The sequence below is a fragment of the Microbacterium sp. NPDC055683 genome, from assembly GCF_053617895.1.
In genome coordinates, this window is the sequence record NZ_JBSHGQ010000008.1 from 40,120 (window position 1) to 55,197 (window position 15,078).

At 73.6% G+C, this 15,078-nt stretch carries 13 protein-coding genes; 10 read left to right on the plus strand and 3 right to left on the minus strand.

Annotation, left to right across the window (positions count from 1 at the left end):
* Positions 1-19: 19 nt before the first annotated feature.
* The 3 genes from ACWGPF_RS05280 (at position 20) to ACWGPF_RS05290 (ending at position 3,504) form a co-directional block, all read left to right on the plus strand.
* Positions 20-1,126, plus strand: coding sequence for an enoyl-CoA hydratase/isomerase family protein (locus ACWGPF_RS05280; protein ID WP_452331825.1), 1,107 nt, complete (start codon positions 20-22; stop codon positions 1,124-1,126).
* Entirely contained in the window at positions 1,123-1,947 is an 825-nt protein-coding gene (locus ACWGPF_RS05285) for a TIGR03620 family F420-dependent LLM class oxidoreductase (protein ID WP_452331826.1), read from the plus strand. Before ACWGPF_RS05280 ends, ACWGPF_RS05285 begins: the two co-directional genes overlap by 4 nt.
* Positions 1,948-2,148: 201 nt before the next feature.
* Positions 2,149-3,504 carry an MFS transporter gene (locus tag ACWGPF_RS05290; RefSeq protein ID WP_452331827.1) on the plus strand — a complete coding sequence of 452 codons (1,356 nt, stop codon included), beginning with the start codon at positions 2,149-2,151 and terminating at the stop codon, positions 3,502-3,504.
* Positions 3,505-3,546: 42 nt separating this feature from the next.
* Here ACWGPF_RS05290 and ACWGPF_RS05295 read toward each other — a convergent pair whose 3' ends face one another.
* Positions 3,547-4,524 (minus strand): LacI family DNA-binding transcriptional regulator, encoded by a 978-nt coding sequence (locus ACWGPF_RS05295; RefSeq protein WP_452331828.1) that lies wholly within the window; start codon positions 4,522-4,524, stop codon positions 3,547-3,549.
* Positions 4,525-4,751: 227 nt separating this feature from the next.
* Between ACWGPF_RS05295 and ACWGPF_RS05300 the strand changes: the two genes are divergently transcribed.
* From ACWGPF_RS05300 to ACWGPF_RS05325, 6 genes are read left to right on the plus strand one after another with little or no spacing between them, the layout of a single operon-like run.
* Positions 4,752-5,522, plus strand: a complete 771-nt coding sequence (locus ACWGPF_RS05300; RefSeq protein ID WP_452331829.1) for a LamB/YcsF family protein — start codon at positions 4,752-4,754, stop codon at positions 5,520-5,522.
* A 7-nt stretch (positions 5,523-5,529) separates the two neighbouring features.
* Complete coding sequence (locus ACWGPF_RS05305) at positions 5,530-6,240, plus strand: 5-oxoprolinase subunit B family protein (RefSeq protein WP_452331830.1); 711 nt, start codon at positions 5,530-5,532, stop codon at positions 6,238-6,240.
* Positions 6,237-7,238: a 5-oxoprolinase subunit C family protein gene (locus ACWGPF_RS05310; RefSeq protein WP_452331831.1), complete on the plus strand. Its 1,002-nt coding sequence runs from the start codon at positions 6,237-6,239 to the stop codon at positions 7,236-7,238. Before ACWGPF_RS05305 ends, ACWGPF_RS05310 begins: the two co-directional genes overlap by 4 nt.
* Entirely contained in the window at positions 7,235-7,996 is a 762-nt protein-coding gene (locus ACWGPF_RS05315; protein ID WP_452331832.1) for an SDR family oxidoreductase, read from the plus strand. The genes ACWGPF_RS05310 and ACWGPF_RS05315 overlap by 4 nt, the downstream gene beginning before the upstream one ends.
* Positions 7,997-8,006: 10 nt before the next feature.
* Positions 8,007-8,693, plus strand: coding sequence for a 4-carboxy-4-hydroxy-2-oxoadipate aldolase/oxaloacetate decarboxylase (locus tag ACWGPF_RS05320; RefSeq protein WP_452331833.1), 687 nt, complete (start codon positions 8,007-8,009; stop codon positions 8,691-8,693).
* Positions 8,690-9,913: an aspartate transaminase gene (locus ACWGPF_RS05325; protein ID WP_452331834.1), complete on the plus strand. Its 1,224-nt coding sequence runs from the start codon at positions 8,690-8,692 to the stop codon at positions 9,911-9,913. Before ACWGPF_RS05320 ends, ACWGPF_RS05325 begins: the two co-directional genes overlap by 4 nt.
* A 47-nt stretch (positions 9,914-9,960) precedes the next feature.
* On the opposite strand, the gene ACWGPF_RS05330 is transcribed toward ACWGPF_RS05325, so the two are convergent.
* Both ACWGPF_RS05330 and ACWGPF_RS05335 read right to left on the minus strand, forming a co-directional pair.
* Positions 9,961-11,058: a substrate-binding domain-containing protein gene (locus ACWGPF_RS05330; protein ID WP_452331835.1), complete on the minus strand. Its 1,098-nt coding sequence runs from the start codon at positions 11,056-11,058 to the stop codon at positions 9,961-9,963.
* Positions 11,055-13,007, minus strand: a complete 1,953-nt coding sequence (locus tag ACWGPF_RS05335) for a heparinase II/III domain-containing protein (protein WP_452331836.1) — start codon at positions 13,005-13,007, stop codon at positions 11,055-11,057. Before ACWGPF_RS05335 ends, ACWGPF_RS05330 begins: the two co-directional genes overlap by 4 nt.
* Before the next feature lie 106 nt (positions 13,008-13,113).
* Here ACWGPF_RS05335 and ACWGPF_RS05340 point away from each other — a divergent pair, with 106 nt between their 5' ends.
* Positions 13,114-15,054 carry a DUF2264 domain-containing protein gene (locus ACWGPF_RS05340; protein ID WP_452331837.1) on the plus strand — a complete coding sequence of 647 codons (1,941 nt, stop codon included), beginning with the start codon at positions 13,114-13,116 and terminating at the stop codon, positions 15,052-15,054.
* The last annotated feature ends 24 nt before the right edge of the window (positions 15,055-15,078 follow it).

The window sequence follows — 15,078 nt, forward strand, 5'->3', positions numbered from 1 at the left end:
GGCGGGTAACGTGGCACCCGTGACCCCCACGACACCGCAGCGCCGCGTCTCCTCCTTCATGCGCAGCGGCGTCGGATGGCTCACGCTCGAGCGGCCCGAGGCGATCAACGCGCTCGACCGCGGCATGCTGCAGGAGGTCCGCGCGGCGCTCGAGGCGTGGCGCGATGAACCCGATGTCGCGATCGTGCTGCTGCAGGGAGCGGGCGAGCGGGGGCTCAGCGCGGGAGGCGACATCCGCGCCCTGTACGACGCGGTCCGCACGGGAGGGGAGGCGGCGGCGATGCCGTTCTTCCTCGACGAGTACCGCCTCGACGCCGTCATCGCGGAGTATCCGAAGCCCGTCGTCGCGATCGCCGACGGCGTCACGATGGGCGGCGGCATCGGCCTCGCCGGGCCTGCGCACGTGCGGGTCGTGACGGAGCGGTCCCGCCTCGCGATGCCGGAGACCCGCATCGGGTTCTCGCCCGATGCGGGAGGGTCGTGGCTGCTCGGACGGGCGCCGGGCCGTCTCGGCGAGTACCTCGCGCTCACGAGCGACGTCATGGACGCCGCCGACGCCATCCACTGCGGCTTCGCCGACCACCTCGTGCCGAGCGAGCACCTCGACTCGCTCGCCGACGCCCTCGAGATGCGCGCGGACCCCTCCACACCGGCAGAGCTCGTCATGCTCTTCGACGAGACGCCGGACGCCGGACCGATCGAGCGGGCGCAGCCGTGGATCGACGTCGCCTTCGCCGCCGACACCGTGACCGAGATCAGGGAGAGGCTGGAGCAGCTCGTCGCCCAGGGCGTCGGAGCGGATGAGGCGCGCACGCCAGCTGGCGCGCTCGCGGCGCTCGACGGGCGATCCCCGACGGCGCTGGTCGTCGCGCTCGCCGCCGTGCGGTCGGCGCGGGCGCTGCCGTCGCAGCGCCGTGCGCTCGAGCAGGAGTACCACCTCATGTCGTGGTTCCTGGCGACGCAACCCGACCTGCCGGAGGGCATCCGCGCGCAGGTGGTCGACAAGGACCGGCAGCCCCGTTGGCAGCCCGCCCATGTGGCGGACGTGCCGGCCGACACGGTCGGCCGCGCGTTCGCGCACCGTGCGGCCGATGCCCTCTTCCCCGACCCGCAGGCGCGCTCGTGACGACGAAGGCCGCCTTCGGACGCATCGGCGCATGGCGATCGGCGTCGCAGCTCGACGGGGCGTTCGCCGCGCGCGCCGAGCAGCTCGGCTACCGCACGCTGTGGGTGGGAGGCTCTCCCGTCGCCGACCTCATGATCGTCGAGGAGCTGCTCGACGCCACGGAGCACATCCTCGTCGCGACGGGCATCGTGAACATCTGGCAGGCCGACGCGGCGTCGGTCGCGCAGTCGTTCCACCGCATCGAGGACGCGCATCCCGGCCGCCTCATGCTGGGCATCGGATCGGGCCATCGCGAGGCGACGCCCGAGCGCATCCGCCCGCTCGCGGCTCTCCGCTCCTACCTCGACGTGCTCGACGCCGAGGGCGTCGGCCCCGATCGGCGGCTGCTCGCGGCGCTCGGCGAGCGCACGCTCGCGCTCGCGGCGGAGCGCACGCTCGGCGCCCATCCCTACTTCACGATGCCCGAGCACACGGCGCACGCCCGCGGGGTGATGGGGTCGGACGCGCTGCTGGCGCCCGAGCTGACCGTGGCGCTGGGCGACAGCGCGCTCGCCGCCGCCCGCCCGTTCGTGCGCCGCTATCTCGGCCTGTCGAACTACGTCGCGGCGCTGCGGCGCTCCGGCATCTCGGACGCCGAGGTCGACGGCGGCGGCAGCGAGGCGTTCGTCGACCGCATCGTCGCGAACCCTGCACCGGCGGACGCCGCGGCGGGAGCCGCTGCCCATCTCGCCGCAGGAGCCGACCACGTCGCCGTGCAGGCGCTCGGCGACGACCCCCTCGGCGCCCTGGAGCAGATCGCGGTCGAGCTCGACCTCGCGTAGTCGACCCGCTCCGGGCGGTGCGCCGTCCGCACGCTCGCATGGCAAAGCGGATGGCACGGTGAACGGGGGCTGAACGGCATCAGTCCCGGATTCTCAACGAAACATCCGCGAAATATGGCAAGGAGTTGGCACACTCCTTGCCGCCCGGATTCTCGCGGTCCTACCGTTCCAGACACACAGCCCTGGTTCGATGGAGACGACATGACGACCTCCGCTACACCCCGCAAGACCCCCGCCAAAGCGGCGATCGCATCGTGGGTCGGCACCACACTGGAGTACTACGACTTCGCCGTCTACGGCACGGCGTCGGCCCTCGTGCTCAACCAGCTCTTCTTCCCTGAGGAGCTTCCCGACGGTGTCGCCGTCCTCCTCAGCATGGCCACCCTCGCGGTCGGCTATGTCGTGCGGCCGCTCGGGGCCTTCATCCTCGGCCCTCTGGGCGACCGGTTCGGACGCAAGTTCGTCATGATGCTCACGCTCTTCGGCATCGGCGTGTGCACGTTCATCATCGGCTGCCTGCCGACCTACGAGCAGATCGGCGTCCTCGCGCCTGTGCTGCTCGTCGTGATCCGCGTGATCCAGGGGCTCTCGGTGTCGGGCGAGCAGGCGAGCGCCATCACGATGAGCCTCGAGCACGCCCCCGAACGGCGCCGCGCGTTCACCACGAGCTTCACGACGAGCGGCTCCGCCTCGGGCGGCCTGCTCGCCACGGCGGTGTTCATCCCGTTCGCCTCGCTCCCGCAGGAGCAGCTGCTCAGCTGGGGATGGCGGGTGCCCTTCTGGCTGTCGGCGGTCGTCGTCGTCGTGGCCTACATCATCCGCCGCACCCTGGAGGAGCCGCCCGCGTTCCTCGAGACGCAGGCGATCAAGGTGCAGATGGCCCCCATCGCGCAGGCGACCCGCTTCCACTGGGTGGCCATCCTCCGCATCGCGGCGTGCGCGCTCATCGCGGGGGTCAGCTATCTCTTCGCGACGTTCTCCGTCGCGTTCGCGACGACGGGATACGGCCTCGACCGACCGACCATGCTCTGGGTGCCGGTGCTCGCGAGCCTCCTCGCCCTCGCCTACACGCCCGTCGCGGGCCTCCTCGCCGACCGGATCGGGCGCAAGACCGTCTTCCTCATCGGCGCGATCGGCGCCGGCGTCACGACGCTGCCCTATCTCTGGGCGATCACGACGGGCGACTGGGTGCTCATCTTCACCCTCGGCATCCTGTGCAACGGCCTGTTCTACTCCACCGCGAACGCCGCCTGGCCGTCGTTCTTCGCGGAGATGTTCCCCAACCGCGTGCGGGTGTCGGGGCTCGCGGTCGGCACCCAGATCGGGTTCGCCGTCGCGGGCGCGATCGGACCCGTCGCGTCCACCGCGCTCTCCGGCTCCGACCTCACGGGCTGGGTCGGCCCGGGTCTCCTCGCACTCGGACTGACGCTCGTGTCGGCCGTCGCCGCAGCCACGGCGAAGGAGACGCGGGACTACACCGTCGACGAGCTCGACGACCTGCAGCAGTCCGAGCACGAGAAGGCGGCCGTCACCGCGGCGATCGTGCTGCCGCGCTGACAGGGCGTGACGGGACCCCCGGGGCAGGCCCCGGGGGTCCCGTCACGCCCGCGCCGGCCCCGTCGACGCCCGCACCGTGAGATGCGCGGAGATGTGGTCGATGCGCTCCGAGCGGTCGCGCGTGGAGAACCGGCCGATGAGCAGGTCGACGGCCGCGCGGCCCGCGCTCTCGCCCGGCGAGGTCACGGTCGTGAGTGGCGGCGAGGAGAAGGACGAACCGAAGATGTCGTCGCAGCCGACGACGCTGAGGTCGTCGGGGATCGTGACCCCGAGGCGATGGAACCGGTCGAGCGCGCCGATCGCGAGCACGTCGTTGAAGAAGATGCACGCGGTCGCCCTCGTGAGCACCACCGCATCGGCGGCGGCAGCGCCGTTGGCGAGCGTCGGCTGGTACCGCCCCACCTCGACGAGATCGACGTCGTGCTCGTCGGCCGCCGCGGCGATGGCGGTGAAGCGGACGTGGTCGGTCCACGAGCCGTGGGGGCCGTGCACGTACGCGATGCGCGTGTGGCCGAGGGACTGCAGGTACTGAAGCGCCTGGGCGAGGCCCTCGGGGGTGTCGATGACGACGCCGGGGAGTCCGCGCGTCTCGCGGTTGACGAGGACGGTCGGCGTGATCTGCGCCACGGAACGGAGGACCTCGTCGTCCACACGGGGGGAGGAGACGACGATGCCGTCGACGGTGCGCGCGAGCTCGCGCAGCCAGTGCTCCTCCATCGTGAGCGACTCCTCCGTGCTGACGAGCAGGTGGAGGTAGCTCGCCGCGCGGATCTGCGCCTGCGCGCCGCGCGTCACGTCGAGGTTGAAGGGGTTCGTCAGGTTCGGCAGCACGAGCGCGATGGTGCCGCGGGCGAGGCGGTCGTCGCGCGGCGGCAGGAGAGCGGAGGTGTAGCCCATCTCCTGTGCCTTGCTCGTGATCCTCTCGTACATGGCCGGGCTCACCCGGTTGGGGTTCGACAGGGCGCGCGAGACGGTGGACGGCGCGACTCCGAGCACCTGCGCGATCTCCGTCAGCGTCACGCGCCTCTGCACCCTGCGTGCCGGCACCGCCATTCCGTGCTCCCATCGATCGATTTCCCGACAGCATACCTTCTGCACGATTCTTGCCAGCACGCGCCACAAGACAGTCGTAATTTCAGACTTGACTGCGGAAATCTGGCACGGATTTGGCATGCGACTGCACTCAACTGTGCCATCGTCCTAGCCTGGTCGCAGCATCAGCCGGACGACAGCATCGGAGGTGGGCCATGGGCCGCAGGATCGACCTGGTCGCGGATCTCGGCGAGGGGTTCGGGCCGTGGCGCATGGGCGACGACGCCGCCCTGCTCGACGTGCTGACCTCGGCGAACATCGCGTGCGGGTTCCACGCCGGCGATCCCCGGATCATGGACGAGACGGTGCGCGCATGCGCGCACCGAGGAGTGGGCATCGGCGCGCATCCCTCCTTCCCCGACCTCGCGGGGTTCGGCAGGCGCGACATGGGCCTGAGCGCGGAGGAGGTGCGCACCGACGTGCTCTACCAGCTCGGCGCCCTGCAGGCCATCGCGTCGTTCCACGGCGCATCCGTCACGCACCTCGCGCCGCATGGCCGGCTCGGCAACCTCGTCGCGGTGCGCGAGGACTACGCCGGCGCGGTCGCCGAAGCCGCGCTGCGCGTGGACCCCTCGCTCATCGTCCTCGCGCAGGACGGCGCCCTCGCCGACGCCGCACGGGCCGCCGGCCTCCGCGTCGGCATCGTCGGCATCGCCGACCGCGCGTACCAGGACGACGGCACGCTCGTCCCGCGCAGCCAGCCGGGCGCCGTGATCCACGACCCCGACGAGATCGAGCGGCGCACCGTGCGGATGGTCGTGGACGGCGTCATCGAGAGCCGAGGGGGCGTGGCCATCCCCGTCGCGTGCGACACCGTGCTCGTCCACGGCGACACCGACGGCGCCGTGGCGCTCGCCCAGCGGATCCGCCTCGGGCTGGAGCGGGCCGGCGTCGAGATCGCTCCGCTCGCCGACTGGCTGGAGTGACGTCGCCGTGCTCCCGTCGTCCGTCTCCGTATCCGCCAGCGGCGATGCCGCGCTGCGCGTCGCGAGCGCACTCGACGACCGCGAGGCCGGATGGCGGCTCGTGCACCACCTCGCGCGCCGTCTCGACGCGCTCCGCGTCCCGGGCGTCGAGTGCGTCATCCCGACGTACGACGCCGTGCTCGTCGAGCTCGATCCCACTGAGGTGTCCGCGGAGCGCCTGGGGGCGCTGCTCGGAGAGCTGATCGCCGACATCGACGTCGATCGCCCGCTCACCTCATCGCCGCGCACGTTCGACGTCCCCGTGCTCTACGACCTCGACGGCGAGCTCGACCTCGCGGCGGTCGCGCACGCGCAGGGACTGGAGCCCGCCGACGTCGTCCGCCTGCACGGCGAGCCCGCGTACGTCGTCCGCTGCCTCGGGGCGCCCGGCGGCTCGCCCATGCTGGACGGCCCGCCCCTCCCGCTCCCCGTCCCCCGTCTCCCCAGCCCCCGCGCGCACGTGCCGCAGGGCGTCGTCTCCGTCGCAGGCCGGCAGGCGACGATCACCCCCGCCGCCGCGCCGGGGGGATGGCCGCTCATCGGGCGCACGCCGCTCACCGTGCTCGATCTCGGGGCAGAGCCGTTCGCCCCCTACGAACCCGGCGACATCATCCGCTTCCACCCGATCGGCCGCGACGAGTACGACGCGCTGCGCGGCACGCGGATGGCCCCCCGATGAGCGCGGGCACGCTGACCGTCGTCGAGGCGGGGGCGGCGCAGGTCACCGACCTCGGACGGCGGCGAGGGCCGCGCTTCGGCGTCCCGGCGAACGGGGCGCTCGACCAGGGCGCGGCGCGCATCGCGAACATCCTCGCGGGCAACCCCGACGACGCTCCGCTCATCGAGATCACGGCGTTCGACGCCGAGTTCGTCCCCGACATCGACATCCTCGTCGCCGCCTCGGGGGCGGAGAGCGTGCTGCGCGTGGGCGGGGCCATCCGCCCCTGGAACGAGCCCGTCTCGGTGCGCGCGGGCGAGCCGGTCTCCGTCCGAGCGCTCCGCGGAGGCCTCCGCGCCTATCTGGCGGTCCGCGGATCGTTCGACGTGCCCCTCCTGCTCGGCAGCTGCGCACCCGACTCCGTGCTCGGTTTCGGCGAGCGCCTCGCCGCCGGCGGGGTCGTCGCGCTGCGCGCCGCGACGCCGCCCGTCGTCAACCCCGCCTTCGGCGCCGCGCTCTTCCGGCTCGACGTGCCCGCACGCGCGGCGAAGGGGGTCGTCGAGGTCGCCGACGGGCCGGACGCCGCCGACTTCGCGGGCACCGCCGACCGGCTGTTCGCCGCGCCGTACACGGTGAGCCCGACGAGCAACCACATCGGCCTCCGCCTCACGGGCGCCCCGCTGCCCGAACGGAGCGCGACGGGCGAAGTGCTCTCGCGCGGCGTGCCCGTGGGTGCCGTCGAGGTGCCGCCGGGCGACGAGCTGCTCGTGCTGCATCGAGGGCGCGGCGTCACCGCCGGCTATCCGGTGCTCGCCGTCGTCACCTCGGCCTCGCTCGATGTGCTCGCGCAGGTCCGCCCGGGCGAGCGGGTGCGGTTCCGGCGCGTGTCCGACGCGGACGCCGCCGCCCGCGCCCGCCGCGATCGCGCCGCGCGCGACGCCCTCCGCCTCCGTGTCCAGTCCGTCTTCGCGGCGCTGGACGTGCCGCCCCCGACCTCCTCCGGAAGGACCCCCGTATGACATTCACCGACTACCGCGTCGCGGTCGTCACGGGCGCGACGAGCGGCGTCGGCCGCGGCGCCGTCGACCTGTTCCTCTCCCAGGGACTGACCGTGCACGCGATCGCGCGCGACGCGTCGCGCCTGGCCGAGCTCGCCGAACGCGGCGTGATCGTGCACGCCCTCGACGTGCGCGACACCGAGGCGCTCGAGCACGCGCTCGACGGCGTGGAGGCCGACATCGTGCTGAACAGCGCGGGGGTGAGCCGCTCGGGCAACATCCTCGACGCCACGGCCGCCGACCTCGACGACATGGTCGAGGTGAACCTCGGCGCCGTCATGCACATCCTGCGCCTGCTCTACCCAGGGATGGTCTCGCGCGACAGGGGCCATGTGCTCAACATCTCGTCGATCGCCGGGCACTACAACTTCTTCGGGCACACGGCCTACCACGCGACGAAGGCCGCCGTGCATCAGCTGTCGCGTCAGCTGCGCAACGACGCCCTCGGCACGCGCGTACGGGTGACGGAGCTCAGCCCCGGACGCATCGAGACGGAGATCTTCTCGCGGAACCTCGGCGGCACGCCCGAGACCGACGCGGCGGCGTGGGCGACCTACTACGAGGGCTACGAGTCGCTCACGGTGGACGACATCGTCGCGGCCATCGACTACGCCGTGGGTGCCCCCGTGCACGTCAACGTGGGGCTTCTCGAGATCATGCCCACCTTCCAGGTGCCCGGGGGCCTCACCTTCGATCGCCGCACGCAGGACGCAGAGTAAGGACACCGCCATGGTTCACGTCACCACCCGCATCGAGCGCGCCGACGGCGCCGACATCGCACGACTCGGCGAGTTCACCGCCGCGACCATCCACGAGGCGCAGGGCCGTCGCGGCGCCGTCGCCTCGCGGATCAAGCCGATCGACCCCGAGACGTCGTTCGTCGGGTCGGCCTTCACCGTCGTCTGCGCACCGCGCGACAACCTCATGCTGCAGGTCGCCATCCACTACGCGCAGCCCGGCGACGTGCTCGTCGTCGCCGCGGGGGAGCTCGGCGAGGCGGGCATGTTCGGCGACGTGCTGGGCAACGCGTGCAAGGCGAAGGGCATCGCGGCCCTCGTCACCGACGCCGGTGTGCGCGACACACGGGAACTGCGCGAGCTCGGGCTGCCCGTCTTCTCCGGCAGCGTGTCGATCAGGGGCACCGTCAAGGAGACGCTCGGCGCGCTCAACCAGCCCGTCGTGTTCGGGGGCGAGCTCATCCGCCCGGGCGACATCGTGAAGGGCGACGCCGACGGCGTCGTCGTCGTGCGCCGCGAGGAGGCGCGCGAGGTGGCAGAGCTGGCGGCCGCACGTGACGCGCACGAGGCGTCGCTCATCGAGAAGTACTGGGCGGGCGGGACGACGATCGAGCTGTGCAACCTCGTCGACGTGCTCGCCGCGAAGGGCCTCACGACCGACCTCGAGGACGCGTCGTGAGCGCCATCCCGGCCTCCGGGTTCTCTCCTGCCGCGCGGCTGGGGCGCATCCAGCCGTCGCCGAGCACGGCGGCCGCCGCACGCGTCCGCGAGCTGAAGGCCGAGGGTCGCCGGATCCTCGATCTCACGGTCGGGGAGCCCGACTTCGACACGCCGGACCACGTGAAGGAGGCCGCCATCGCGGCCATCCGGGCAGGCGAGACGAAGTACACCCCCGTCAACGGCACGCCCGCGCTCCGGGAGGCCATCCGCGGCTCGCTGCGCCGCACGCACGGCATCGAGTACTCGGACGCCGAGATCACGGTCGGCGGCGGCGGCAAGCAGGTCATCTTCCTCGCGCTCATGGCGACCGTCGACACGGGCGACGAGGTGCTCGTCCCCGCGCCGTACTGGGTGTCGTACCCCGACATGGTGCGCGCGAACGACGGCGAGCCGGTCATCGTCTCCACATCGGCCGAGAACCGCTACAAGCTGACGCCGGAGGCGCTCGAGGCGGCGATCGGGCCGCGCACGACCTGGCTCATCCTCAACAGCCCCGGGAACCCGAGCGGCGCCGTCTACTCGGAGGACGAGCTGGCGGCGCTCGCCGCGGTGCTGCGTCGGCATCCCCGCGTGTCGGTGCTGTCCGACGAGATCTACAGCGAGATCTCGTTCACGGGAGCGCCCGCCCCGAGCCTCGCGGCCGTCGCCCCCGACCTCCGCCATCGCGTGCTCGTCGTGTCGGGCGTCTCGAAGTCGTACGCGATGACGGGGTGGCGCCTGGGGTACGCGGCGGGCGACCCCGCGCTCGTGAAGGCGATCAACACGCTCCAGTCGCAGACGTCGTCGTGCCCGTCGTCGATCAGCCAGGCCGCCGCAGCGGCCGCGCTCTCGGGTCCGCAGGACTTCATCGCGCGCACGGTGCCCGTCTACGCCGAGCGTCGCGACGCGGCCGTGGCCGGGTTCTCGGCGATCGACGGGCTGGAGCCGCTCGTCCCCGACGGCGCGTTCTACCTCTCCGTCGACTGCGCGGGGCTCATCGGCCGCCGCACGGAGGACGGACGGACCCTCTCCGACGACCAGGACGTCACGCTGTACCTGCTCGACCGTGCGGGGGTCGCGGTCATCCAGGGCTCGGCGTACGGCCGGTCGCCCTTCTTCCGCATCTCGTTCGCGACCGACCTCGACACTCTCACCGCGGCCGTCGACGCCGTCGCAGAGGCCGTCGCCGCGCTCCGCTGACGCGCTGGTCAGCGGGGCGGCGCGGGGAACCGTCTCGCTTCGCTCGCTCAGCGACCTGCCGGCGCCCCGGTCGACGCGCGCACGTTCAGCGCGGGGCTGAGCGTCAGGCGGTGCACGGGGCGCGACGGGTCGGCCATCCGCGACAGCAGCAGGTCGAGCGCGGCCCGTCCGAGGGCGGCGCGGGGAGGGGCGACGCCCGTGAGGGCGGGCGTGGAGAGCTCGGCGAACTCGTCGTCGTAGGCGACGACCGACAGGTCGCCCGGCACCGTGAGCCCGCGTGACAGGGCGAGATCGACGATCGCGATGGCCTCGCGGTCGGAGTGGACGAGCAGCGCCGTCACGCCCGCCTTCAGCACGGCGTCGAGCATGTCGTCGATGCCGCGCGAGAACCCGGGCGATGCGCGATCCGGGAGGATGCGCTCGACGTGCTCGGCGGGCGTGAGGCCGAGCTCGCGGCACGCGGCCGTCCAGCCCGCGATGATCTTCCGCGAGGTGGGGGACGTCCGCGAGATGAGCAGCCCCACCTTGCGATGGCCGAGCTGCGCGAGGTGGCGCGCGGCGAGCAGGGCCCCGAGCGCATGATCGGTCGTGACCGACTCCACGGGCGTCCCGTCGGGGCGGCGCACCGCGTCGCGCTCGGCGAGCACGAACGGCACGCCCGAGCCGGTCAGCCAGTCGACGACGTCCTGCGCGTACTCCGTGTCGGTGTTCGGCACGACGACGAGGCCCGAGACGCCCTCGTTCTCGACCATCCGCTCGAGGACGGGGCGCTCGTCCTGCAGGTCGTACGACGTGCCGCGGAGCAGCATGGCCACACCGCGCCCGCGCCCCGCCTGCTCGATCGAGCGCACCACCTGCGGCCAGTAGAAGTCGAGCGACGGCACGAGGACGCCGACCGTCGTCGAGGCCGCGGGGTCGGCGGACGGCCGCCGTGCCGCGACGCCGCCGGGCGGGGCGACGGCGCCGCCGTGCACGCGGATGAGGAGGCCCTCCTCCTCGAGCTGCTGCAGGTCGCGGCGCAGCGTCACCGCCGCGACGCCGAACTCCGTGACGAGCTGCGACACCCGCACGGCGCCCGTGCGGGCGAGCACATCGAGGATGAGATCGCGCCGCGATGCCGCGAGCGGCGCCGCCTGATCGCTCACCGTCCGGCTCCCGCGGCGTCGGCGTCCTGACGCACGACGACGGTCAGCTCCGCGAGCGCCGACACGTCGATGTCGATGCGCGACAGGCGCGCGCCCCACACCTCCGCCAGCATGGGATCGTCGAGGGCACGGTCGACGACGCGGGCGGGCGCTGCGGCATCCCACACGAGCACGACGGGCGTCGCGCCGTCGAGCGGGCGGATGCGCGCCGATCCGGGCGAGAGGACGACCTCGCCCGCCACGACGAAGCGCACCTCGGTGGGGCCGCCTCCCTCCGCGAGCTGCCACCGGTCGGCGATCACGACCGCGCCGCCCGCCCCGGGACCGCCCGCCCCGGGACCGCCCGCCCCGGGCCCGCCTTCCGCGCGGTCGAGGCGGATGGCGCGGCGCCAGCTCGCGAGGCCCGTCACGTCGTAGGCCCCCGCGAGCTCGAGCTCGATCCCGTCGTCGTCGACCGCGACGAGCTCCGCGGCGCGCTCGACGCCCGCCGGCTGCTCCCTGCCGTGGACGAACGGCACGCTGTGCCATCCGCTCCGCATCGGCCACAGCTCGTACCGCTCGTCGCCGAACGTGCGGGCCTCGTACGTCGGGCGCCCGGCATCGACGAGCACGGGCACGCCGTCGGATGCGACGATCACCTCACCGACATCGTTGTGGTTGTGGTTCTCGCCGTTGTGGCCGCCCTTGGCGACCACGGCGAGCCCCGCGGCGTCTCCGCCGCTCTCGCGCACGACGAGCATCTGCGTCGACGGCAGCCAGATCCGCTCGGGCAGCGGGTCTGCACCGTCGGCCGCACCCAGCCACGCCGGGTCGGCGGCGCCGCGCAGCACGCGCCCGAGGCCATCCGAGGCCGCGACGGCCGGGTGCGCGGGGTCGCGGTGCAGCGCCGCGAAGGCCTCGGCGTCGCGGTCTCCCACGCGCCGTGCGGCGCGGTGCAGCGCGTGCCACGGCTGCGGCCCCGACTGCCGAGCCTGCCCGTCGGCGGCGTTCGCGAACCACTCGCCGCCCAGGTGCATGCGGTGCGGGAAGGCGATGACCTGCCGCACCGCCTCGATCCGGGGGACGGGGTCGTGGCCCGTCGCATGCGCGAGCACGTCGAGCGCCTCGAGCAGCCGGCAGGCGCCGTTCCACCAGTACGCGTATCCCTCGTCGATCGCGCCGTCCGCCGGCAGCACGGCGACGTAGCGGTCGAGCCCCTCGACGACGAGATCGACGATGCGCAGACGCTCGTCGGCCTCGTCCGGCGCGTCGAGCAGCTGCAGCGCGCCGACGAGCACGTTCCCGTGGATCCACGGATTCCAGTTGTGCACGTGCCCGTCGAGGCCGATCCAGTGCCAGTCGCGGCGGGCGAGGAACGGCGCGAAGATGCGGGTGCGCGCCTCGTGCCGCACACGGGATCGGAAGCCGGGGAACCGCGCCTCCAGCACCTCGCCGAGCACATGGTCGAGCCACGCGAGCTGCCCGACGACCTCGCCAGCGCCGAGGTCGACGTACGGGTCGGTGACGGTCGCGAGCACGGCGCCGTGGCGGGCGCGCGTGTCGTCGTGCGCCGGCCAGCACCACGAGCTCTGCTCGCACAGCATGATGGCGCCGTCGAGCGTCTCGTCGAGCCAGCGGTCCTCGCCCGTCGCGAGCGCGAGGAGGGCGGCCCGCGTGAGCCGGTGCTGGCGGGCGAACGCCGGCGTCTCCCAGGCGACGCGGTCGCCGTCGCCGTGGAAGCGCGCCGCATCGTGCGCGCGGGGCTGCGGCCACGGCGTGGCGAGCTCGGCCTCCGCCTCCTCGCGGAACGCGGCGACGGTCGCCGCGTCGAGGGCATCGCGGCGGATGGTCGGCAGCGCGGCCCCGGGCGGCGCGAGCACGAGCGGGTCGTCGCCGCGCAGCGCCTCGAGCGCGCGGGCGAGCGGACCGCGGAAGACAGGAGGGGAGTCGGTCGTCGTCGAAGCCGGCATGAAGCGATCATAAACGATCAGACGTGATCTAAAAAGTGGGTGGAGTGTCGAATCTGATTGATACGCTCCTCGATGTCACCCCGACGGACCTTCGAAGGAGAACTCCGTGCCCCACGCCACCGCCGCCTGGACGCGCGCCGACTGGACCGCGTACGCCGACCGCCTGCTCGCCGGGGCCATGGCGCACGGCACACCCGGTCGAGGACGCATCCTCATCCCCGGAGCCGAAGGCGGCTACGGGCGCGACGTCGACGGCCTCGAGGGCTTCGCGCGCACGTTCCTCATCGCCGGCTTCCGCATCGCCGGCGAGCGCGGCGAGGGCGTCGACCCCCTCATCGACTTCTTCGCCGCGGGCATCCGCTCGGGCGTCGACCCGGATGCGCCCGACCGCTGGGTGCGGATGGAGGAGCACGGGCAGGCGAAGGTGGAGGCGGCCTCCATCGCCCTCATCCTCGACATGACCCGGCCGTGGATCTGGGACCGGCTCGACGCGCTGACGCAGCAGCGCGTCATCGACTACCTCGCGCCCGCCGTCGGCGACGACACCTACCCGCCCATCAACTGGCTGTGGTTCCGCCTCGTCGTGCAGACCTTCCTCCGCTCCGTGGGCGGGCCCTGGTCGCCCGGCGACGTCGCCGCCGACCTCGCCCTGCACGACACCTTCGCGCGGGGCGCCGGATGGATGTCGGACGGCGCCGCCCGCTCCTACGACCACTACGTGGGCTGGGCGCTGCACCTGTACCCCGTCCTGTGGGCGCGCATGCAGGGCGCCGCCGAGCTCGCCGGCGACAGGATCGCGCGCGATGCCACCGCCCTCGACCGCTTCCTCCAGGACGCCGTGCACCTCGTCGGCGGCGACGGCTCGCCGCTCATCCAGGGCCGCAGCCTCATCTACCGCTTCGCCGCCGCCGCGCCGTTCTGGGCGGGCGTCGTCGCGGGCGTCCCCTCCGTTCCCGCCGGAGCCCTCCGCCACGCCGCCGAGCGCATCGTGTCGCACTTCGCCGAGCGCGGCGCCCCCGACGACCGCGGCGTCCTCTCGATGGGATGGCACGGCGAGTGGCGGCCGCTGGCGCAGTCGTACTCGGGGCCCGGCTCGCCGTACTGGGCGGCCAAGGGGCTCCTCGGCATCATGCTGCCCTCCGACCACCCGGTCTGGACGGCCCCGGCGCAGCCCCTTCCCGTCGAGCAGGGCGACACGCTCCGCGCCGTCGAGGCGCCGGGATGGATCGTCTCGGGCACGCGCGCCGACGGCATCGTGCGCGTCGTCAACCACGGCAACGATCACGAGCTCGAGGGGGCGCTCGTCGCCGACTCCCCGCTCTACGCGCGCCTCGGCTACTCGACGGCGACGAGCCCGCTGCTCGACGAGCGCGGATGGCGCGAGCCGCTCGAGCAATCGGTCGCGCTCGTCGACGTCGCGGGCGCCGCGACGCACCGCGCCGGCATGGCGCTGCGCGCGACGCGGGTGGACGACGGCGTGGGCGTCGCCGCGTCGACGTGGAGCGCGCACACGTTCGTCGCCGACGCCGACCAGGTCGCGCACGGCTCGGGCCTGCGCGGCACGGCCTCGGTCGCGGCGCGCATCGACGTCGTCTCCCTCGTCCGCGGTGCGCACGAGGTGCGCCTCGCACGCGTCGACGACGTCGCCGTCCCGCTCGCGGGGCTCCGCGTGCGGTGGGGCGGATGGCCCGTGGCGGGCGACGACGTCGTCTCGCGCGTCGCGACGAGCCCGCACGCGCGTGCGTCGGCGTCCGCAGGCGGCGTGACGAGCGCCATCCGCGCCCTCGACCACGTCGCGAGCGCGCGCGTCGACGAGCGCCGCGACGCGAGCCCGCTCGGCCCCGTCGCCGCCGTGCCCGTGCTCGAGAGCCCCGTGCGCCCGGGCGTCTGGACCGCCGTCGAGCTGACCCTCGACGGGTCGGGCCCGGCAGCGGCCGAGACGCGGCTCCGCCTCGAGGGCGACGTCGCGCACGTCGGCTGGCCCGACGGCTCCGAGACCTCGACGACCCTCCCCGACCTCCGCGCGGCGCAGCCCGTGTCGCGCTGACCCCACCCCCCGCAGCAAAGGAGC